This window comes from Polaribacter sp. AHE13PA, from assembly GCF_019278505.1.
GTDB lineage: Bacteria > Bacteroidota > Bacteroidia > Flavobacteriales > Flavobacteriaceae > Polaribacter.
Window position 1 is genome coordinate 2,600,582 of sequence record NZ_CP058985.1, and the last position, 20,959, is coordinate 2,621,540.

At 27.6% G+C, this 20,959-nt stretch carries 19 protein-coding genes; 16 read left to right on the forward strand and 3 right to left on the reverse strand.

Going from position 1 to position 20,959, the window contains the following annotated elements; all coding sequences use genetic code 11:
- Window positions 1-154: 154 nt before the first annotated feature.
- The 16 genes from H0I28_RS11190 to H0I28_RS11265 all read left to right on the forward strand — a co-directional run bounded on the left by H0I28_RS11190 (window position 155) and on the right by H0I28_RS11265 (window position 18,330).
- Entirely contained in the window at window positions 155-769 is a 615-nt protein-coding gene (locus H0I28_RS11190; protein WP_218759145.1) for a hypothetical protein, read from the forward strand.
- A complete protein-coding gene (locus tag H0I28_RS11195; protein ID WP_218759146.1) occupies window positions 766-1,788 on the forward strand; it encodes a Kiwa anti-phage protein KwaB-like domain-containing protein in 1,023 nt (340 codons plus the stop codon). Before H0I28_RS11190 ends, H0I28_RS11195 begins: the two co-directional genes overlap by 4 nt.
- A gap of 110 nt (window positions 1,789-1,898) precedes the next feature.
- Window positions 1,899-2,420, forward strand: a complete 522-nt coding sequence (locus H0I28_RS11200; protein WP_218759147.1) for a helix-turn-helix domain-containing protein — start codon at window positions 1,899-1,901, stop codon at window positions 2,418-2,420.
- The gene (locus H0I28_RS11205; protein ID WP_254712882.1) at window positions 2,417-3,253 is read left to right on the forward strand and encodes an IS3 family transposase; all 837 of its coding nucleotides are present in this window, start codon (window positions 2,417-2,419) and stop codon (window positions 3,251-3,253) included. Before H0I28_RS11200 ends, H0I28_RS11205 begins: the two co-directional genes overlap by 4 nt.
- A 116-nt stretch (window positions 3,254-3,369) precedes the next feature.
- Entirely contained in the window at window positions 3,370-5,541 is a 2,172-nt protein-coding gene (locus H0I28_RS11210) for a CHAT domain-containing protein (RefSeq protein ID WP_218759148.1), read from the forward strand.
- A gap of 748 nt (window positions 5,542-6,289) precedes the next feature.
- Entirely contained in the window at window positions 6,290-6,853 is a 564-nt protein-coding gene (locus H0I28_RS11215; protein WP_218759149.1) for a hypothetical protein, read from the forward strand.
- A 158-nt stretch (window positions 6,854-7,011) separates the two neighbouring features.
- A complete protein-coding gene (locus H0I28_RS11220) occupies window positions 7,012-8,328 on the forward strand; it encodes an AAA family ATPase (protein ID WP_218759150.1) in 1,317 nt (438 codons plus the stop codon).
- A 3-nt stretch (window positions 8,329-8,331) separates the two neighbouring features.
- Window positions 8,332-9,207 (forward strand): DUF4435 domain-containing protein, encoded by an 876-nt coding sequence (locus tag H0I28_RS11225; RefSeq protein ID WP_218759151.1) that lies wholly within the window; start codon window positions 8,332-8,334, stop codon window positions 9,205-9,207.
- A 193-nt stretch (window positions 9,208-9,400) separates the two neighbouring features.
- Window positions 9,401-9,859, forward strand: a complete 459-nt coding sequence (locus tag H0I28_RS11230; RefSeq protein WP_025566198.1) for a helix-turn-helix domain-containing protein — start codon at window positions 9,401-9,403, stop codon at window positions 9,857-9,859.
- Window positions 9,860-9,908: 49 nt separating this feature from the next.
- Window positions 9,909-10,304 (forward strand): DDE-type integrase/transposase/recombinase, encoded by a 396-nt coding sequence (locus tag H0I28_RS11235; protein ID WP_218759152.1) that lies wholly within the window; start codon window positions 9,909-9,911, stop codon window positions 10,302-10,304.
- Window positions 10,305-10,382: 78 nt separating this feature from the next.
- Window positions 10,383-10,652, forward strand: a complete 270-nt coding sequence (locus tag H0I28_RS11240) for an integrase core domain-containing protein (RefSeq protein WP_302850257.1) — start codon at window positions 10,383-10,385, stop codon at window positions 10,650-10,652.
- A gap of 1,158 nt (window positions 10,653-11,810) precedes the next feature.
- Entirely contained in the window at window positions 11,811-13,469 is a 1,659-nt protein-coding gene (locus tag H0I28_RS11245) for a hypothetical protein (RefSeq protein ID WP_218759154.1), read from the forward strand.
- A 302-nt stretch (window positions 13,470-13,771) separates the two neighbouring features.
- Window positions 13,772-15,961 carry a DNA/RNA helicase domain-containing protein gene (locus tag H0I28_RS11250; protein ID WP_218759155.1) on the forward strand — a complete coding sequence of 730 codons (2,190 nt, stop codon included), beginning with the start codon at window positions 13,772-13,774 and terminating at the stop codon, window positions 15,959-15,961.
- On the forward strand, window positions 15,962-16,822 hold the full coding sequence (locus tag H0I28_RS11255) for an HNH endonuclease (RefSeq protein ID WP_218759156.1): 861 nt from the start codon (window positions 15,962-15,964) through the stop codon (window positions 16,820-16,822).
- A gap of 117 nt (window positions 16,823-16,939) precedes the next feature.
- Window positions 16,940-17,965: an HNH endonuclease domain-containing protein gene (locus H0I28_RS11260; RefSeq protein WP_218759157.1), complete on the forward strand. Its 1,026-nt coding sequence runs from the start codon at window positions 16,940-16,942 to the stop codon at window positions 17,963-17,965.
- Entirely contained in the window at window positions 17,965-18,330 is a 366-nt protein-coding gene (locus tag H0I28_RS11265) for an HIT family protein (RefSeq protein ID WP_218759158.1), read from the forward strand. The genes H0I28_RS11260 and H0I28_RS11265 overlap by 1 nt, the downstream gene beginning before the upstream one ends.
- A gap of 413 nt (window positions 18,331-18,743) precedes the next feature.
- Here the strand turns inward: H0I28_RS11265 and H0I28_RS11270 are convergent, their stop codons facing one another.
- From H0I28_RS11270 to H0I28_RS11280, 3 genes are all read right to left on the reverse strand, one after another.
- A complete protein-coding gene (locus tag H0I28_RS11270; protein ID WP_218759159.1) occupies window positions 18,744-19,151 on the reverse strand; it encodes a hypothetical protein in 408 nt (135 codons plus the stop codon).
- A 60-nt stretch (window positions 19,152-19,211) separates the two neighbouring features.
- Window positions 19,212-19,400, reverse strand: a complete 189-nt coding sequence (locus tag H0I28_RS11275) for a hypothetical protein (RefSeq protein WP_218731530.1) — start codon at window positions 19,398-19,400, stop codon at window positions 19,212-19,214.
- 136 nt (window positions 19,401-19,536) lie between these two features.
- Window positions 19,537-20,937, reverse strand: coding sequence for a tyrosine-type recombinase/integrase (locus H0I28_RS11280; protein ID WP_218759160.1), 1,401 nt, complete (start codon window positions 20,935-20,937; stop codon window positions 19,537-19,539).
- Between the last annotated feature and the right edge of the window lie 22 nt (window positions 20,938-20,959).

Genomic DNA, 20,959 nt, shown 5'->3' on the forward strand with positions numbered 1-20,959 from the left:
ACACCGTGTATAAAAAATTGCTTATTTTTAGCTTAACCAAAGTTAGTTGCATTTTTGTAAACTCCTATTTTCCTGCGGAAAATAGCCGTTCACTTTAAACGCAACTTTCCATAACACAACAACGTTAGGCACAAGCTGAAAAAAACTTTAGTTAATGAATAAAAGAATAGCAAATAATTTAGAACGAAGAGCACAATTTGCTTTATTCGTGACTTCTTATTTACCTCTTTTCATTTTAATAATATTTAAACAGATTTATACTAATCTTTCCTTTCTGAATTATGGAGATTTTGATTTAGTTTCTATTAATCTATTTATTGAAAAATTTGGATTGTCAATAATATTATCATTTGTTAGCATCTATGGCTATTATGGAGCTATGAAAACTTTAAATAATATTCACAAATCTTCAGAAAATGGTTTTCCTGTAAAAATTACTGACATTAAAAATAAAAATAGTGAATCCATAGGATATATAGCTACTTATATCATACCATTTGCATTTCAAAACTTTGACAATTGGCTTGAATTAATTTCAGTTTGTTTTATAATCTATATAATTTACAGAGTCTATATTAATTCATCATTATTACTAATCAATCCAGTGTTAAATTTAAAATATTCAATTTTCGAGTTCGAATTTGAGGAAAATAAAAAATTAAAAAATGGAATATTAATTTCAAAAAATAATGAATTACAAGAAGATGATTTAGTTAAATTATATTCTATTGGAAATAAAATGTACTACTCGAAAAAAATTAAAAAATGATAGAAAAACTTTTAGAAAAAATTGAAAATGTTAACAATGAAAATCTTCATCTATATTTTATAACTCGTGTTTTAAAACCAAATGTTAAGAAAAGAACAAAAGTACTTGACAAATATGATTTTGAAATCTATCAAGTAGATATTGACCAAGAGATAACTAAACATCTTTATGAAATTTCTATAAATCAATTAAAATATGTTGTCAAAAAAAGATTAGAGATTACTGAATATGAAGCAATAACTGACGACACGAGGCAAGTTTTCACTTATGATGCTTCAAATAAAGCTATGTCTTTTTTAGATGTAGTAAAAAATAAATTGAAAAATAAATCCAAAATACCGAAAGTAAACAATCTAACTGAAATTGTTAATTCACAAGAATTATGGGCTTATAGTGTAGGTTTTTATGAAAGTGATAGTGATAAATGGATATACTCATTTCGAAAAATTTTAAAAGGTAAAGTAGCTGTTGATGAAGAGACTAATAAAAGTAAAAAATTATTTGGAACATTCAGAACTAAATTCAATACAGAAAGTAACAAATTAGAGATTTTAAAAGGAGAAACAATAAATTTAGACGAGAGAATCGATTGTATCTATTTTGAAGAAACATTTTATATTTTTCAAAAAACACAATTTGAACAAATTACAGGTTTAACAGAAGAATTTAAAGAACACGCTGAAACTATTGCTGACGAACTGATAGAAACAAATATGTTTGAAGGAATGGATTTGCTAAAAAAACAAATAAAAGAAAATCCTGCAATTCATAAAAAGTTAGTTAGATTAAAAAAAACAAATAATTATCAAAATTTAACTGAAAAATCATTGAATAAGATGATTAAAATAGCTAAAAGATATGGTGGAAAACTAAAGAAAAATAACGGAAAAATTGTTATTGAAAATGAGACAGATATTGATTTAACAATAAAAGTTCTTGTAGATTTTTACAAAACAGGAGAATTTTCAGGAAAACCCTATGGAACTTTTAGCGGAAAAGAATTAACAGCAGAAAAATAGCCTGTGCCTAACACCGTGTAAAAAAAATTGCTGGTTTTAGCATACTTACGAAAGTCCTCGCGGACTTTGAACTGCTCCCAAAAAGTTAGACACTATTTGAGGGTATTATTATGGGAAGAAAAGTCAAGTATGATTACGCATTTAAACTTCGATGTGTAAAGCAAGTTTTAAAAAATAACCAAACAGTTGAAGATGTGTCTAAGTTATATGGTTGTCATCATACAACCCTTCATGATTGGATTCGATTTTATGAAAAATATGGTAAAAAAGCACTATTACCAAGAAAAACAAAAGTGTATAGCATTCCTTTTAAACTTAAAGTTTTAAAAGCTATTGACAAAGATTCATTATCTTTCAGTCAAGCTTGTTTAGAATTTAATATTCCTACAAAATCTGTAATTATGAAGTGGCAACGTAATTATAAAAAAGAGGGTATTATAGGCTTAAACATTAAACCTAGAGATAAACCAAAATCTATGCAATTTAAGAGGGCTAAAAAAAAGTCTAATAAACCTTTAACAAGAGAAGAGGAACTTTTATTAGAAAATGAATCATTACGTGCAGAACTGGACTTGCTAAAAAAGTTACAGGCCTTAATTCAACAAGAGCAAAACAAAAAGCAAAAGCCATAACAGAATTAAGGCATAAGTATGATTTAGATATTTTATTATATCATATGAACATGGCAAGAAGTAGTTATTATTATCATCATAAAAGAAGTCTTATAGTTGATAAATATAAAGAGATAAAACTATTGATTCATCAAATATATCATCGTCACAAAGGAAGATATGGTTATAGAAGAATCTCTTTAGAAATCAACAAAATAGGAACTCTAATAAATCATAAAACAGTACTCAAGTTAATGCGTGAATTAGGTTTAAAAAGTTTAGTCAGAGCTAAAAGATACAAGTCTTATAAAGGGCAAATAGGGGAAACAGCTCCTAATATATTACAACGAAATTTTAAAGCTATTAGGCCAAATAAAAAATGGGCTACCGATATTACAGAATTTAAAGTTTTAGGAAAAAAACTATATCTATCTCCAATAATTGATCTCTTTAATAGAGAAATAATAAATTATCAATTATCTGAAAAACCTGATTTTAAACAAGTAGCTATTATGCTGAAAAAGTCTTTTAAGAAAATACCAGATCAAACAAATTTAATATTACATTCAGATCAAGGATGGCAGTATCAAATGAAACAGTATCGAAGATTATTAACAGAAAAAGAAATTACTCAGAGTATGTCTCGTAAAGGAAATTGTTTAGATAACGCTGTGATAGAAAATTTCTTCGGTATTCTAAAATCTGAATTGTTTTATATAAATAAATACAAGTCGATATCTCAATTAAAAAAAGAGATTAAAGTGTATATAAAATATTATAATAATGAGAGAATTAAACAAAATTTAAAGGGAATGAGCCCGATTGAATATCGAGCTAATTATTATCAAAATTAATTATAAATTTGTCTAAACATTTGGGTGCACTTCACTTTCTTGGTCGGTAATTATTTACTAAATTAGTTGTTTGAAACACGCAACAAACCATATACAAACACGTTAGCAAACATTAAATGAGAATCCGTCCAAAAAGTAAAACCAGTATTCAATATACACTAATAGCAAGTGGTTCTCCTATAATTTCAACATTTACTCCTCCAGAGGCATTTAAAAATGATGTCATTAGATTTATAAAAAGATGCCCTTTAGACTTAATCCAAATTAATAATTCCTTAAATTTTTATGAATTAACAAAAAGAACTATATGGAATGATGGTTATAACTTAAATGTTGTTAATATCCAAGACTTCGAAGAATTAAGTGATTTTATCCAATCTTCTGAGCATATTCAATTATTCTTTTTAGATGGAGAAAAAAACAGTCATATAAAACTCTTTAACAAGTTAATAGCTCTTAAAAATGACTTACACTATTTTTATTTCTACAAGAAAGAATACAAATCAATTAATAATAAGGTTGTTGAAACACCTCAAGAATTTATTTCAAGTATTATATTTAATCAAGATTCAATACTAAAAAGGTTAAATATTCCAAATCTCAAGTTGAATCCGAGTGTAACCGTTGAATATAAAGACTATAATGAATTTTATTACTTTATTCCAACACGAGGAAATTACAACATAATAAATAATCTAATTGGAAATTTTGGAGGAAAGAAATCTCAAGAATATGATGATGAAATTATCAAAAAACATTCTGAAGAATCAACAAAAGCAAATAAAAATAAATATTCTTTCGAAAGACAACAAAGCTATATTTCTCAAATTGAAAAAATAGATTTTTTTAATATTTTATGTTATAAAGAAAATCTAATTAAACAAGCTAGTGGAGTTGAACCAATATTATCACCTCTAATATTGATACTTCCTTTTCATAATCCTGACTTAAGAAAATTATATCAAAATACTGCAATAATTGATTTATTTCAAGTTGAGCAAACTCAAAACTATATAAATCTAATACAAAAAAAAGATGATGTTTCAATAAAAATGCAAATGGCAGGAATGGAAATCCAAAGAGAAAGAATTGCATATTTAGATGATGTTGCATTTTTACACTCTTCATTTTCTTTTAGTCCAATAATTAGGTTTCCTATGAAAGGAAAATCAATATATAGAGAATTATCTTTTTTTAAAACAGATTTTTTTCCAAATATAAGTGTAGCCAAAAATAGAAGAAAATTAAAAAAAACAATTTACAATTTTGGAAAAGCTTTAAAAACTCAAATTTTATCAAAAGAAATAGAAAAAGTTTTAAAAAACAGAAACGGTCAAATAGTTTGTATTTCCGATTTACCTATTGAGTGGTTATTACTAGATGGAATACCTTTGTCATTTACACACGATATCTGTAGACTTCCTGAAACTTCTCTACATGGTCTAATGTCTTTTTATACTAGCAACACAACATTAACATATTCCATTCCTGAAAATGTTTTAGAAAAAACATTAGTAATTATGGGAACGGATGAAAATGGTTTTAAGTTTTGGCAAGACCAAGTTTATGAACTTTCTAAAACTAAAAAATTCATTATAAGAGAATGCAAAACTCTTGAAGAAGTAAAAAAATGTATTAAAGAAATTAAGCCTGACATTTTAATTTTTGATTGTCATGGTGGATATGATAAAAGTACAAGAACAACATATTTATGTATTGGAAATGAAATACTAGACGGTAAATTTGTTATCGAAAATGAAATATTTGCGCCTATAATATTTTTATCTGCTTGCGGAACTGCTCCAACATATGGCACTATAAATTCAATTTCAAATGCCTTTTTTGAAGCTGGAGCAATATCAGTAACATCTACTTATTTACCCATAAGCATAACTTCTGGTTCTATTTTATACTTAAGACTACTTAATAAACTTGATTATGCTTCGAAAAATGTCATACATAAAAATTGGTTAGAATTCGTTTCACATTTAATAAGAACTTCTTCTATTAATGATGCATATTTATTAGCAATGGGTAAAAAAGAAAAAATAAATGAAATTGAATGGGTATCATCAAACACTAAATCTTTGACAGACTCATTAGTCTTTTATAAAAGGAGAAAATTATTTAATGAAATGAATAAAACAATTTCACAGTTAACAGATGATAAACGAAACTATTTTACCGAAACAATTCCTGAATATTTATTATATAGTAATCTAGGAAGAGGAGATTTAATCTTATTTGATAATTGGATAGAAAAACATAAAGAAAAAAACGTTTGCTAACAACGTGTATAATTAATTGCTTTGGTCGTTGCCTACTTGGAAAATTCCTTCGGAATTTTCTCGCGTTCGTTTTTGTTTACTAAATTAGTTGCTGAAACACGCAACTAACCATACACAAGACCGTTGCCAAAAATTGCCCAAAACCAAGCAAAACGTTGAAAAAAAAAACAATAAAACTTCTGAATTTAAAAATGTTAGACACTGTCACAATATTGAAAAATTCTGAAAAATTTAGTTTGTAATAAAGATTTAAAAAGTTTGAAAATTTTTAGATTCTTAAAATAAAGTTTGTGGAATATTCTCTCAAACTCAAAATTTGAAAAGGCGGAGAAATCTCGTTTTTTAAAAATAAAAGAAAACACTCAAATGTTGAGTTTCCAATTATTGCGGAATGAAAATCTTTGTGGAATTTTAACTCAAACGAAAATTTAAAATATGGAAAAATCTCGTAAATCAAAACGTGAAAAACCACTCAAATGTTGAATTCCAAATATTGCGGAATTAAAAATATTGGCGGAATTATCACTCCAACGCTAAATCTCGAAAATAATTACCAAACTCGGAAAAACAAAAAACAACTTTAGGCAACACCGTGTAAAAAAATTACTTATTTTTAGCTTTATCAAAGTTAGTTACATTTTTGTAAACTCCTATTTTCCTACGGAAAATAGCCGTTCACTTTAAACGTAACTTTCCTTAACACAAACACGTTGTAAGTAATTGGAGAGCAACCATCCAAAGTAAAATTATGAATTCAGTTTTTAGAGAAAAAATAACACGGGAAAACTACGAAGAGGAATCAAATTCGAAACCAAAATATGAAAAAACGAACGTTAATATAGTTACTCACGACAACGGAATTCCGCGCGCTCGAACTTATTCTTTACAATCTGAATTACATTTTACTGAATTTAAAGGATACTCAATAAAACACTTTATGGAAACTGATTTTAATTACTTCACTTGGCTTCCAAGAAATATTGAGAATTTTAGATATGATAAAAAAGTATTGGAATATGCTAAAACTTGTATCGACTTTTTAGAAAAAATTGAAAGTCATCCAATTAATAAAACGCATACTGATTTAGGAAAAGCAATTAGTCAAATTAATTATATGCTAAAATATGAGCATTGTCTTGATTATGAAAATGACAAAATTATGCTAAGAGTCTGGAAAAGCTATATCAACGTTGAATATTATAAAACGATATTAAATACACCACTTGAAAGGTTAATAAGACAATCAAGAAAAATTGAACAAGTAAGTTCTGAATACAGAAGAAAGTATTATAACGAAATAATAGAAAAATAAAACAACTACTTACAACACCGTGTATAATTAATTGCTTCATTGAGCCTACTTGCGAATATTCCTTCAGAATATTCACGGGTTCCTAAATGTTTGCTAACTTAGTCGCTTAACCACGCAACTAACCATACACAATCACGTTAGGCACAAACTAAGAGATAATGATAGAAATAGGAATTAAAGAAATAAAGGTTAATAAATTATTTGGACATTATACATATAACCTTCCAAAAGAACCAGAAACTAAAGAATTAAATAAACTTTTTATACTTTACGGTGACAATGGAGCTGGGAAAACTACAGTCCTTAATCTAGTTTTCTATCTTTTATCAACAAAAGATAAAAGTGGGTTTAAAACAAAGTTAGCCCAAACAAAATTTAAACTTTTTTCTATAAAATTAAGTAATGGAATAGAAATAGGAGCATCTAGAAAAGATTCAGTCCTTGGTTCTTACACTTATTATATAAAAAAAAACAATAGATATATTCATAGAGTCGAATTAGAAGTTTTATCCAACAATATAATTAGACTTGAATCAGGTACACCTGAAAATTTAGATTTCCTAAATCTATTAGAATATATAAAAAATCTAAATATCTCAATTTATTTCCTTTCTGAAGACAGAAAAATTTTAAGTAGTAAAAACTCTACGGATAATGATGATGATGATGATATTGATTTCAGGATTAACACCTCCAATATAGATTTTTCCCGAAATTATGAAAGAATAAGAACAAAAAAAATACTTAACGAAAACAGATTGTCACTTGAATTAACCGTGGAAAGATTCATAGATTGGATAAGAAAACAAGTTATACAAAGCTCAAAAATAGGAGAAACTAATACACTATATATTTACAGTGAATTAGTTAAAAACATTGACAAACCTAAAGAAAAAATACCACCTTTAACACAATTGTTAAAAAAATTAGACTCATTAGAAAAGAAGAGTGAAGAATTTACTAAAATTGGTCTTATTGACAAATTAGATTTTAAAGAATTTAAAAAATCAATAAATTCAATTAGTATTGAAAATAAAAAAGCTTTACCTAGTATTATACAACTTTTTGTAAATAGCACAAATGCAAGATTGAATGCTTTAGAAGGTTTATATGAAGTCTTGAATGATTTCATAATTGCAATTAATAAGTTTTATACTAATAAAAGTTTATCTTTTAATTTATCAAAAGGTTTTTCAATAAAACATACTTCGGGTGAATCTTTACATCTAGAAATGTTGTCTTCAGGAGAAAAACAACTATTATTACTTTTTATTAACACAATAACTGCTACTGACCAAGCGACAATTTTTATTATAGATGAACCTGAAATTTCATTAAATATTAAATGGCAAAGAATGCTACTTAAAACGTTATTAAAATTTAGTTCAAAAAACTTTGTTCAATTTATAATAGCAACACATTCTATAGAATTATTAGCTCCAAATTCTCATAACGTAGTCAAATTAGAAGAATAATTTATGGAAGCAAATTACAAGAGAAAAGTAAGTGAACATATTGCTTTATTAGAATTAGAACCTAACAGCAAAAATTTATTTATAGAAGGTCCAGAAGATGCGAATATATTTGATTTATATTTAGACAGTATTGACTCTTATGACGTCCAAATTTACCCAATTGATGTAATAGATTTTACTGAATTAAATGAAGACCTTATTTCAAATAGAGAAAAAGTCTTGTTTTTATCAAAAAAAATACATGAAAAATTTGATGATAAACTTGATTTTGTGACTTGCATAATTGACAAGGATTTTGAATCTCTAAAAGACAAACCAGACTCCAATCCTTATTTATTTTACACAGATTTTGCTAATTTAGAAATGTATTTATATAATAATACTAGTATAAATAAAATTCTAAAAATTGGTTTAAAAAATTTCCCAATATCTAGTAGTCAAATAATTAAAATTTTAACACCTATTCTTGTTGAAAATTACTGTTTACGATATGCACGTGAATCAATTAACAATAGCTACAAATTAATTCAAGCAGAAAAAATTTTCAAATATTCTACAGGTAAAATAATATATAATTCTGATGAATTATTAAATAAATTTTTAAACAAGAATAATTGTATAAACCTTAAAACAAAATTTGAAAACGAAATTTCTTTTGTAAAAGCAAAATATAAAGAATTAGATGAGTCTAGACTTTTTATTCATGGGAAAGATTTTTTAGAATTTTTCTTCCTTTTAATAAAGAAAATAAAAAATACTTATAGTTTTACTTTGAAGACATTTACAAGAGCTGTATTTCTTTCTTTAGAAAACGAAATATTAAAGTCAAACAATCTATTTTTAAATTTAGAATTGAAATATGGTAACGTCAGTGCCTAACACCTTATAAAATTAATTGCTGGTTTTAGCCTATTTACGAAAGTCCTAGCGGACTTTCTATCTGTTATTTATTTGCTAACTTTAGTGCTTAAAACACGCAACTAATCTTATACAACAACGTTACCTGTAATTTCGACTTTGTACTTTCCTGAAATAGGTTGACTAAAAATTAAACACTTAATTATAGTCACTTATGAAAACACAAAAACAACCCTGGCGAAAAAAAACGTACGAAAAAGCAACTTTAGAACTCAAATTATTCGTCGTTGACCAAATTCAGAATGGACAGATTTCCACAAACTTTGCTTCCAAAAAATATGATGTTCCTAGAACTACAATTGGGTATTGGATCAAAAAATATAGTACTTTAGTCCAACAAAATACAGGTATGAGTAAATTAGATGAGATTAAAAAACTAAAGGAACGTATTGAAGAATTGGAGTTTGTAAAAGAATTTCAACAAGATATTATTGCTGACATGGAAATCATTACTGGAGTCGATTTGTCAAAAAAGTCGTTGCCCAAAACATTAGCGAAAGAGATAGAACTAAAAAAGAAAAACCGTTTAAAAGAAAATGGTTCTATGAGTGTTTTGGGATTAGTAAACAAGCTTTCTACAAAAGACTCAAAACCCAAGAAAACAAACGACTAAACGATGAAAAAGTCATCGCAATAATACAAGAATATCAAAATTAGTTGGTATGAGAACTGGAGGAATTAAGTTATATGATGAACTTAAACAAGACTTTATAAAACAAGGTATTAAAATAGGTAGAGACAAGTTGTACGATGTGTTAAGGCTTCATAATTTACTTGTTCCTAAGCTTAAAAACTATGTAACAACAACAAACTCTAATCATCAATTTAGAAAATATAAAAACCTAATTAAAGACCAAGTTCCTACTCGACCAGAACAACTATGGGTAAGCGATATAACATACATTAAAACAGACAATGGACATAATTACCTAGCAATCGTTACAGATGCATATTCTAAGCAAATTATGGGCTATAAATTAGATAACAACATGAAGACATCACTTTGTTCAGAAGCGCTAGAAATGGCTATTAAAAATAGAAAATACCCTGATAAATAATTAATACATCATTCTGACAGAGGTTTTCAATATTGTAACCCCAAATACACAGCATTTGCAGAAGAAAATGGCATAATGATGAGCATGACAGAACAATATGATCCTTATGAAAACGCAATTGAAGAGCGAATTAATAGAACTTTAAAATATGAATATGGACTTAGAAATTGCATTAAAAATACTGCCATTGCTCAAGAAGTAACAAAACAAGCAGTATATATTTACAACAATTTAAGAACCCATTTTAGCTTAGAATTAAGAAAACCAGCTGAAGTACATTTAAATCCAAACATCAAATACAAATCATATCGAAGAAATAATGTAAATTTGACTGAACTAACAATTTGAAAACAAAAATAGTTCAAAATATTTTTTGCCTTCTAAACGGCTAAAAAAATCTTTTGAACGGTATAAATTAACCTAAAAAAAGGTCAACCTATATCAGTATAATACACACTGCAATGTTTATCATAAAGTAAAAACAATTGCTACAAATTCACAAAGACAATACAAATTCTCATCAAAATAAATAATTGCATTACAAAAACAAAAAGGATTGCAAATGTAATACAAAAGGATTGCCATTACTTTACACTGCAATTTTATCACAAAGTAAAAACAATTGCTATAAATTCACAAAAACAACACAAAGCCATATCAAAATAAATTATTGTATTACAAAAACAAAAAAGATTGCAACTGTAATACAAAAGAATTGCTACTACCTTACACTGCAATGTTTATCATAAAGTAAAAACAATTGCTACAAATTCACAAAAACAACACAAAGCCATATCAAAATAAATTATTGTATTACAAAAACAAAAAAGATTGCAACTGTAATACAAAAGAATTGCTACTACCTTACACTGCAATGTTTATCATAAAGTAAAAACAATTGCTACAAATTCACAAAGACGACACAAATTCTCATCAAAATAAATAATTGCATTACAAAAACGAAAAGGATTGCAAATGTAATACAAAAGGATTGCCATTACTTTACACAGAGCATTTGCAGAAGAAAATGGCATAATGATGAGCATGACAGAACAATATGATCCTTATGAAAACGCAATTGCAGAGTGAATTAATAGAACTTTAAAATATGAATATGGACTTAGAAATTGCATTAAAAACACTGCCATTGCTCAAAAAGTAACAAAACAAGCAGTTTATATTTACAACAATTTAAGAACCCACTTTAGCTTAGAATTAAGAAAACCAGCTGAAGTACATTTAAATCCAAACATCAAATACAAATCATATCTAAGAAATAATATAAATTTGACTGAACTAACAATTTAAAAACAAAACTAGTTCAAAATATTTTTTGCCTTCTAAACGGCTAAAAAAATCTTTTGAGCGGTATAAATTAACCTAAAATAAGGTCAACCTATATCAGTATAATACAACTCAAAATCGAGAATAGAAAAAAAATACCTAGAATTAGGTATTGCAATAAAAACAACTATAAATTAAATTTGGAAATTAAAACTTATTGAAATGAAAAGACTTCTATACATTCTGACAATTATAACTTTATTTAACGGCTGTAGTAAAGATGATCCAATTATTGAACTAGAAGAAAGTTTTATTGAAGGAGGAACTATAAAAATATTATCATTAGTTAAAATTTCTAATGATAATATTAATCAAGAACAGTATTCTGGAAAGATTGGAGACATTGACGTGCTCTTTTACCAAACAGACGAAAAAGAATTAACTTTTACAGTACCAAGTTCTTCTGAAATCGGAGAAAATATTTTAGAAATTCCAAACTTGAATAATTTAAAAATTAAGTATAAAATTATAGATACAGAATTACAGGGAACTCCAGAAGAAAATATTTCACCTTATTTTACAAATGCTGATAATTACTTGTTAACTGCTAACAATTCAAATAATGTTAAAAACTATTTTGAAAATTTGAATAACTATTTTCAAAATGCATCAGAAGATGAAAAGATTTTAATGGCTAAATTTTACAAAGCAAATCAAAATCAGTTTGACGCAATTTTGAACAGAGATTTTTTAAATAAAAGTTCAGGTAAAAGTTCTGTTGACGGAGAAGATGTAAAAATACTTTTAAAATATGTTTCAGCTGTATTAGCTTGTGGTGTTGGAACTGCTATAGCAATTTTAAACCCTGAACCAGTAACAAAAGCCATAGCTGCTGGTATAGCAATAGTTGCTTTTGATCTAGCAGAAGATTTGAAAAGGGATTTTGCTAATAGAAATTTTTTAAAACTAAATGTTATTATAGACGGAATAAATTCTGACCTAGCTTCAAAAGGTTTAAAGAAATCTGAATTAATTTTATACAATGAAATAGAAAAACCTTTTGCTTTGCAATCAAAATCTAGAGCATTAGTCAATTCAGATACTGATAGTAATAATAGTAACATTTCTAAATTTTTCTCAAACCAAAACATTTATAATTCAACTGTAGAAAAAATAAACACAGCAATAAGCTTTGTGAATGATAAATTATTTTTCTCAAATATTAGTTTGCTAGAAATTTCGAGTTTAGAAGATTATAAACCTGAATTAACAGAAAATGCAAATAGTTTATTTTTTAGTAATGCTGCTTTTTCAATTGATAGCGATAATGTTAATATTGATAATATTAGCTTTGATAATGAAAAGCTAAATATTAAAGTAAAAATTATTGATGATAGTTCTGTAAATGAATTTATTGAAACAAAATTGAATTATAGTTATGAAGATGATTTTAATGAAATTAATGGTAGTTTTCCTGTAAAGATATATAAAAATCCTGATTTTGAATTAACTGGAGTATGGCATTTGAAACATTACGATGACAGTAATAGGACTTCAACTTCATCAACTCAAATTACTGAAATTGACTTTCAAAACATAAGAGAAAACTTAAATATTTCTGCAAGTTATTCAGATTATGTTGGTTTAATAATTAGAAGCTATAATAATAATCAATGGACAACTATTAGTGACCCATACCAAGGCGGTCAATTTTGGAAACAAAAGTACGTAGCCAATGGAAACTACATATCTCTTACAAATACATTTTTTACAAATTTAGAATATCGTTTTTATGTAGATGAGAATAATCCTGACATACTAATAGGAGAATCAATAGGATTGAGTAACAATGGATTAAATAAAGAAATTATAAAACTATAAAAAACGTTTGCTAACACTGTGTAAAAAAAAATGCTAATAAAAGCCTACATATGAAAATCCTCGCGGACTTTTGAACTACTCCCAAAAAGTTAGACACTATTTGAGGGTATTATTATGGGAAGAAAAGTCAAGTATGATTACGCATTTAAACTTCGATGTGTAAAACAAGTTTTAAAAAATAACCAAACAGTTGAAGATGTGTACTATTTATTTACTGAATTTCGTACTAAAACTAAACAACTAATATTATATTTAACCTTTGGTATTTTTTATATTTAAAAAAGTATTTTACACTTAATTTAATGATAAACGTAACTGCAGGAATAATAGAATTTGACAACACAATACTGATTGCTCGCAGAAAATCCGGTAAACACCTTGCAGGCTTCTGGGAGTTTCCCGGTGGTAAAATAGAGAAAGGAGAATCCCCAGAATCCTGTCTTAAAAGAGAACTAATTGAAGAATTAAATATTGAAGTATCAATTGACTCTTTTTTTATGGATAGTATCTATAAATATGATGAAAAAACTATTCTTTTAAAATCATACAAATGTAAAGCGTCCTCCAAGGAAATTTCTCTAAATGATCACGACAAGACATTATGGATTAAAACTTCTGAACTATCAGACTACAAATTTGCTCCAGCGGATATTCCTTTCGTAAATGCCCTTTTAAATGAGGTGAAATTTAATAGAACTGTTTATGATATTAAGTCTTTTTTAGAGGTTGAAATATCAACTTGGGGAGAAAGGCTAAAGCAACATATAAATGCTTGTATGGGTGAAGTAGCCGGTTACTCTCAGCGAAAATCTTGGTTTGATTCTTTCAATATACTTAGGGACCAGTTAAAAGATATTCCTAATACCGATAATGTTAAAATTATTTTTGAATATGAACTTCCAAGAGAAAGAGGTCGAAGACCTGATGTTTTAATTTTAAGTGGGGACAACTTACTTGTTCTAGAATTTAAAGGATATTCAAATGAAAATACAGCACAAATAGATCAAGCCAAACATTACGCAAGAGATTTAGCTAATTATCACGAAAAATCTCAGAACCTCAACATTGTTCCGTTTCTAGTCTTAGCTTCTGCTTCAAGTATAAATAAGATAGTGGATAATGTACATATTGTATCTGGAGATGTTCTACATCAGGTATTATCCGGATTTATTAATAATGGATACCCAAATGTAAGGGAATGGTTTCATAGCGCCTACGCTCCATTACCGAACCTAATCCAATCTGCGCAACTTATATTTAAAGAAGGTAGATTTCCACAAATAAAGAAAGCTTCAAGTGCAGGAATTCCTGAAACACTAAAAGAACTTAACAATATTGTATTAAGAGCAAAAAACAGTAACTCTCATCATTTAGTTTTAATATCTGGAGTACCTGGTGCTGGAAAAACATTAGTAGGTATTCAATTTGTATTTGAATCATATATTCAAGATATTGAGCAGAAAGCTGTATTACTTTCCGGAAATGGTCCTTTAGTGAGTGTACTTCAAGCAAGTTTAGGTAATAGAAATTTTGTTCAGGGTGTTCACGGTTTCCTAAAAGAATATGCACACTCAACGCAAATCCCCTCAGAAGATGTATTTATATACGATGAAGCTCAACGTGCATGGGATTCTGAAAAAGTAGCACAATCAAGGCGAATAGGATCTAATTCGGAACCATCAGATTTTATCACTATCGCTAATAGGAAAGAACACTGCATGATTGTAGGACTTATTGGAGATGGACAAGAAATATATTTGGGAGAGGAAAGCGGATTATCTTTATGGTCGGAAGCAATAAAGAACTCAAATAAAAAATGGAATGTTCACTGTCCTACAAAGTTCAAATCATTTTTTGATAATTTAATTATTGAAGAGAATGAAAAGTTCAACTTAACAACCTCACTTAGAACACATCAAGCACTTGTCTTACAAGATTGGGTTGGAGCACTTCTTGATAACAACATAGAGGTATTACAAAAAAATACGAACGCTTTAAAAAAAGAAGAATACTCTATATACATAACAAGAGACCTAGAGAAAGCCAAAAACTACTTAGTTCAGAAATACAAAGGAGAAGAAGACAAAACTTACGGTATTATTGCAAGTTCTAAAAGTAAAATATTACCTAAACATGGTGTTAAAAATGATTTTAACTCCACAAAAAACTTTACACCGGCTGAATACTATGTAAAAAAAGAAAGTGCTGCATATTGTACTAAAATGAATACAGTTGTTACCGAATTTGCATGTCAGGGCCTAGAATTAGATATGCCCATTGTTGCATGGGATACTGATTTCACCTACAATACCAAATGGAATGATAATTACCCTAACAACAAAGCTAAAAACTCTTTCGAATTAAGGAAAAATAGTTACAGAGTGCTTTTAACAAGAGGAAGAGATGGCATGATCCTTTTTATACCTAATGAAAACAAATTAAATATGACTTTTGAATTATTAATTAATAATGGATGTAAAATATTAGAATAAATGTTTGAAAAAGGTAAGTTATATATTAGGAGTAAATTGCACGATACTTATGGTGGAAATAGACAAAGTGGTATCTGTAATTGTGTAAAGCATCCATTCATTTTTGTTTTTACAGGAAAAGCAGGTAAGTCTCACGGTTACGAAGACGGATGGTCTGATGATGGCTATTTTCTTTATACAGGTGAAGGCCAAAAAGGAGATATGTCTTTTACAAAAGGTAATAAGGCTCTCCTAAACCATAAAAGAAATGAAAAAAAACTATACCTATTCGAAAATCAATCTAAAGGTCAATGGAAATTTATTGATGAATTAGAACTTGTCGATTATAATATATTTGACACTCCAGATACAAATCACAAACAAAGAAAAGGTATCAAATTTAAATTCTTATCAATCTCGGGTAATCCTGCATCCATAACATACACCACAAAACAAGTTAAAAACAATAACATTCCAGAAGTTACAGAAAGAATAGGTTTAGTAACCTCTAGAGTTGGTCAAGGTTTCTTTAGAAAACAACTAATCGACAAATGGAATAGCAGATGTGCCGTTACTAATTGCTCTATTTTAAAAATACTAATTGCCTCACATATTGTTCCTTGGAAAGAGGCTTCAGATAATGAAAGATTAGATGTAGAAAATGGTATTCTTCTTTCACCTACCATTGATGCACTATTTGACAAGCATTTAATTAGTTTCAATGATGATGGATCCATAATCATTGGAACATCAATCCACAAAGAAGTTATCGATCTACTAGGAGTCTCAAATGATATGTGCATTGAAGTATCGAAAGGAATGAAAAAATATTTAGCAAGACATAGAGCAAAAATGATAAAACCTAAGCACAATGATATATAAACTACATTAGAATCCTGTTTAAACCAAACATGTATGAAATATTCAAAAACATAATTAAATAAAAACGTATTACAGCTTTGTACTATTTCATTTTATTAATTTTGGAAAAATAAACAAATGACACAATTTCAAATAAATGACCCTAGTTTAGAATCTCAATGGAGAGCTTTAATTCTGTTTGGAAAAAATAGTGCTACTTATAAATTTGCATTTGCTAAAAGTTTATTAGAACTTGTAAATAAGGAAACAACTAAAATTTCAATAGCTGAATTATCTCAACCATTTTCTAAAAACATCGTTGAGCACTTAAAAGTAAACGACAAACAAGGAAATTCAAAATCAAGTAGTTTTTTAAATATTTGTAGAAATCATATAAAAGGAGAAGTTTCAGATACCGAATTATGGTCTAAAACAGAAAAATTAGGTTTTGTAAACGTAGTAGATGCTTTTCAAAATCTAAACGGCGCTCAAATTCCTGATATTTTTTATGAAAAAAACTATAAATCAGGTAATAAAGAAATAATTATTAAAGACAATCTTTTAAAGCTTAAAGAATCTTTTCATTATCAAAACTTTAATCAAGAAGTTGAAGCTCGTTGGAATTTAGTTGAAACTGCCTGGAACCTTAATATAAACCCTAAACTTCTTGAAGTTAAATATGATGAAGATAAATCTTTATTCTTTTTAGAAAATGATTTTATGAGAAGAACCGACATAACCTCCGTTAAAGATTCTTTAAATGGATATCAGAAAGGTAAATGTTTTTATAGTTTTCAAGATATTTCAGTTGTAAGTGGTTCTTCTAACTTATGTGAAGTTGACCATTTTTTTCCACACGTAAATAAAACAATACATAATGAATTTGGAGCAAATATAAATGGTGTATGGAATCTTGTTTTAGCTAACAAAGAAATTAATAGAAATAAATCTGCTCGAATTCCAGACAAAAAATTTTTACACAGATTATTTAATAGAAATGAGTTTTACATTCAAAGTAAACACCCTTTAGCTGAAACAATTGTTAATCAAACGGGTAAGACAAAACAAAAAAGAATAGAATTTTTAAATAAACAATATCAATTAGCATTAAATTCTGCAATTATTACTTGGAAACCAGAATTTGAATTAAATGGAAATTTTTAATGAGCGTATTTAGTAACATTGAAGGAAATAGAATAATACATCAAGGAAAACATTTTTTCTTAATAAAAGATGGATATCCGGTTTCACCAGGACATATTTTAATTATATCTAATATTGAAAAAATAGATTATTTTGAATTAGATAAAAATGAACTTAAAGAGTTAACAGAACTTATTCATAAAGCAAAAGATATTATAGAAACAGAATCTAAACCAGATGGTTATAATATAGGAATGAATTGTGGAGAAGTTGCAGGACAATCAGTAATGCATTTTCATTGTCATATTATTCCAAGATTTAAAGGAGATATGCAAAATCCTAAAGGAGGAGTGAGACATTGTGTTGAAGGAAAAGGAAATTATTAAAAAAGACTAAAACATACAGTAACGATCTATAGAATGACTTATTCTATTTTGCGTTAATTATACGTACGATTAACGTATAAAGACCTCTTTTTCTCTATTTATATTGATTTTAAGCTAGAAAACACATTTTTTTTATTTAGACCCTCTAACCTTTACCAATAAATAAACATATTTTATTTTGGTGATTTTTTGAATTCATTTGTAATGACAAAATCTAATTTTAATCGACCAAACAGTAAACTTCCTGATCTTTAAATTATTTTTTTACTTGATAAACAATAGATAAATTCATCTCTAAAAAATAAATTTAGAAATTTTAAAAAAATAGGTTTCGGAAGGATTTGATAAGATTGTATTATAAATAATTAAGTTTCTCAATGTAGAAATAATTTAGGTAGTAATACTTTTAAAACCTATATGTAAACAATAATTTTCTGCTGATTATCATAATAAGCCTTTTGTCCATTGAAATTGGGATTCATATTCTTAATAATCTGAAATCTCTCTAATTTTGAAGATATTAATTTTAGATCTCCTTTTGTTGCAGGCTTATTTTCTTCTTTTGCAAAAATAGATTTCACCAATTCTGCAGCAAAAGTTCCAAATGTAGCATTCCCAACTCCAGCTAAACTCATTTTTTCAATTTTTGTGTTTTCTGATTTTACTGTTTGTGGTGCAGGAACCAATCCTGTTTTTGATTTCTTTTTCTCTAGGTTATGAGAACCTACCCTACAACTATTACTACAAAACTTTTGCACACCTCTTCTTTTAGGTATATATACCTTTCTACAATAATTACAGATATAGTTTCTTGATTCCATTTTGACTTAAGCTTACATACGATTTAAGGTAAATCGCGATTTTTATATATTTTTTTTGATTCATTGCTTCCTAGAAAACACATTCTTCAATAAATATTCTAAAGCATCTTCTGTACTTAAAAGTGGCTTATGTTTGTGTTTTTTAGGCTTAGATACAATCGCAAAATCTTTCTTTAATTTATCAAACAGCAATCTTTGCTCTTCTTTCGGAAGTGCTTTTGCTACTTGATAAACGATTTCTGCATTCATATTAGAACACAAAAATGAATCTTTATAAAATTAAGTTGTTCGGCTTTGAATGCCTTTGGATGGCTCTTATTGGCTTTGAACGGCTTTTGACACCTATTTTAAAAGAAAATCTGATTGTTTTTTTTAACAGCCAACACTAAGCTAAAAATTTAGAGTAATCTTCTGGTAATTCAGCATCAATATCACGTAAATATTTTTCCAATGCAACCATTGTTGCATGTCCAGAGATTGGCATCAAATTACTTTTCGCTTCATGTTGAGACATGTTTTCTCTAAATTTTCGATATAATTTAGTAATAAAAGTATGCTTAAAACCATACATTCCGTATTCTTCACCTAAATTAAAATGGTCTTTTATTTTTTTGAATCGAGCGGTAAACTCGTTTCTCTTATTCGTTTCTTGTGCATTCCATTCTGCTCCAATTTCATACCTACCAAATAAAAATGCTTTGGGATCTTTTTTAGATAAATCAGGTAAATCGTTTAATAAAATTTCTGGAATTATTTTTATCTGTACAGGCTTATTCTTCGCTTTGATGTACAACTTTTTATCTTGTACGTCTACATCTTCAATTTTTAACCTACAAATTTCAATAGGTCTTAAAATACTATAAGATATAAACTTTACAAAAAGCAATAAATGGGCATCTACTTCTTGTAAATGCTTGTAGATTTCCTTTTCTTGTTGTGGTGTATATGTTTTATTTCTTTTGGGAACAGATTTTAGCACATGAATCTTTCTAACAAAATTATGAGATACCATTTCATTGTCTTCTAAAATTTGAAACATAGAAGCAATGTCTGTTCTTGAATTATTACGATTTCTCGCACTCGTCCTTTTTAAAACTTCATTCAAATATTGAGTCACTACTTTTTTAGTAATAAACGTAATTGGGTTCTTATAATAGTCTCTCTCTTTCAACCATTTTTCAAAAAGCCCTATTCTACTTTTATATTGAACATATGAATTCTTATTCATCATATTCACTTTCAACTCTAAAGTTAACTTTAAACAGTCCGCAATAGAAGTACTAGTCTCTTCAACTTTTTCAACTGCAATTACTGATTTTATAATTTCTGTTTCTAGTGGTGTTTTTGGAATTATTTGATTTTCTACCTTAGTAGAAATCGATACATTCTCCTTTTTATCGGTTACTACTTTTGTTTCTTGCCCCAAAAAAGTACTTTCTAAATCAGAATTATCTTCATAAGGATTAAAACCATAATCTAACAATTGCAACAGCCCTTCTTGCATCGTTCTTAAAAAAGCATACCGCTCTCTTTTAGTTTTCAACTTATTTACACCTGCCTTTATATTCGGCTGCCTTTTTAATTTATTTGTTTGAGGGTTTCTAAAGGAGAAATAAACATACCAAGGTTTATCCAAAGCAGCTTTTTTTTCTTTCAAATTAAGTTTAGACCAACTAGAAATATCAACTCCACCTGTGTAGATTTTTGGCTCAGAATAATTCAGTTTCATAGGTAAAGCGTGTACGTTTTCGTGTACGGTACGTAAAAGTAAGAAATTTAAAGACATAAAAAAAACGGTTCGTGTAACA

Coding starts and splice junctions, on each gene's coding strand:
- H0I28_RS11195 (WP_218759146.1), top strand. CDS start 766: ATGATAGAAAAACTTTTAGAAAAAATTGAAAATGTTAACAATGAAAAT.
- H0I28_RS11275 (WP_218731530.1), bottom strand. CDS start 19,400: ATGAATGCAGAAATCGTTTATCAAGTAGCAAAAGCACTTCCGAAAGAA.
- H0I28_RS11225 (WP_218759151.1), top strand. CDS start 8,332: ATGGAAGCAAATTACAAGAGAAAAGTAAGTGAACATATTGCTTTATTA.
- H0I28_RS11240 (WP_302850257.1), top strand. CDS start 10,383: ATGAGCATGACAGAACAATATGATCCTTATGAAAACGCAATTGAAGAG.
- H0I28_RS11235 (WP_218759152.1), top strand. CDS start 9,909: ATGAGAACTGGAGGAATTAAGTTATATGATGAACTTAAACAAGACTTT.
- H0I28_RS11255 (WP_218759156.1), top strand. CDS start 15,962: ATGTTTGAAAAAGGTAAGTTATATATTAGGAGTAAATTGCACGATACT.
- H0I28_RS11245 (WP_218759154.1), top strand. CDS start 11,811: ATGAAAAGACTTCTATACATTCTGACAATTATAACTTTATTTAACGGC.
- H0I28_RS11210 (WP_218759148.1), top strand. CDS start 3,370: ATGAGAATCCGTCCAAAAAGTAAAACCAGTATTCAATATACACTAATA.
- H0I28_RS11220 (WP_218759150.1), top strand. CDS start 7,012: ATGATAGAAATAGGAATTAAAGAAATAAAGGTTAATAAATTATTTGGA.
- H0I28_RS11260 (WP_218759157.1), top strand. CDS start 16,940: ATGACACAATTTCAAATAAATGACCCTAGTTTAGAATCTCAATGGAGA.
- H0I28_RS11190 (WP_218759145.1), top strand. CDS start 155: ATGAATAAAAGAATAGCAAATAATTTAGAACGAAGAGCACAATTTGCT.
- H0I28_RS11265 (WP_218759158.1), top strand. CDS start 17,965: ATGAGCGTATTTAGTAACATTGAAGGAAATAGAATAATACATCAAGGA.
- H0I28_RS11230 (WP_025566198.1), top strand. CDS start 9,401: ATGAAAACACAAAAACAACCCTGGCGAAAAAAAACGTACGAAAAAGCA.
- H0I28_RS11200 (WP_218759147.1), top strand. CDS start 1,899: ATGGGAAGAAAAGTCAAGTATGATTACGCATTTAAACTTCGATGTGTA.
- H0I28_RS11270 (WP_218759159.1), bottom strand. CDS start 19,151: ATGGAATCAAGAAACTATATCTGTAATTATTGTAGAAAGGTATATATA.
- H0I28_RS11250 (WP_218759155.1), top strand. CDS start 13,772: ATGATAAACGTAACTGCAGGAATAATAGAATTTGACAACACAATACTG.
- H0I28_RS11280 (WP_218759160.1), bottom strand. CDS start 20,937: ATGTCTTTAAATTTCTTACTTTTACGTACCGTACACGAAAACGTACAC.
- H0I28_RS11215 (WP_218759149.1), top strand. CDS start 6,290: ATGAATTCAGTTTTTAGAGAAAAAATAACACGGGAAAACTACGAAGAG.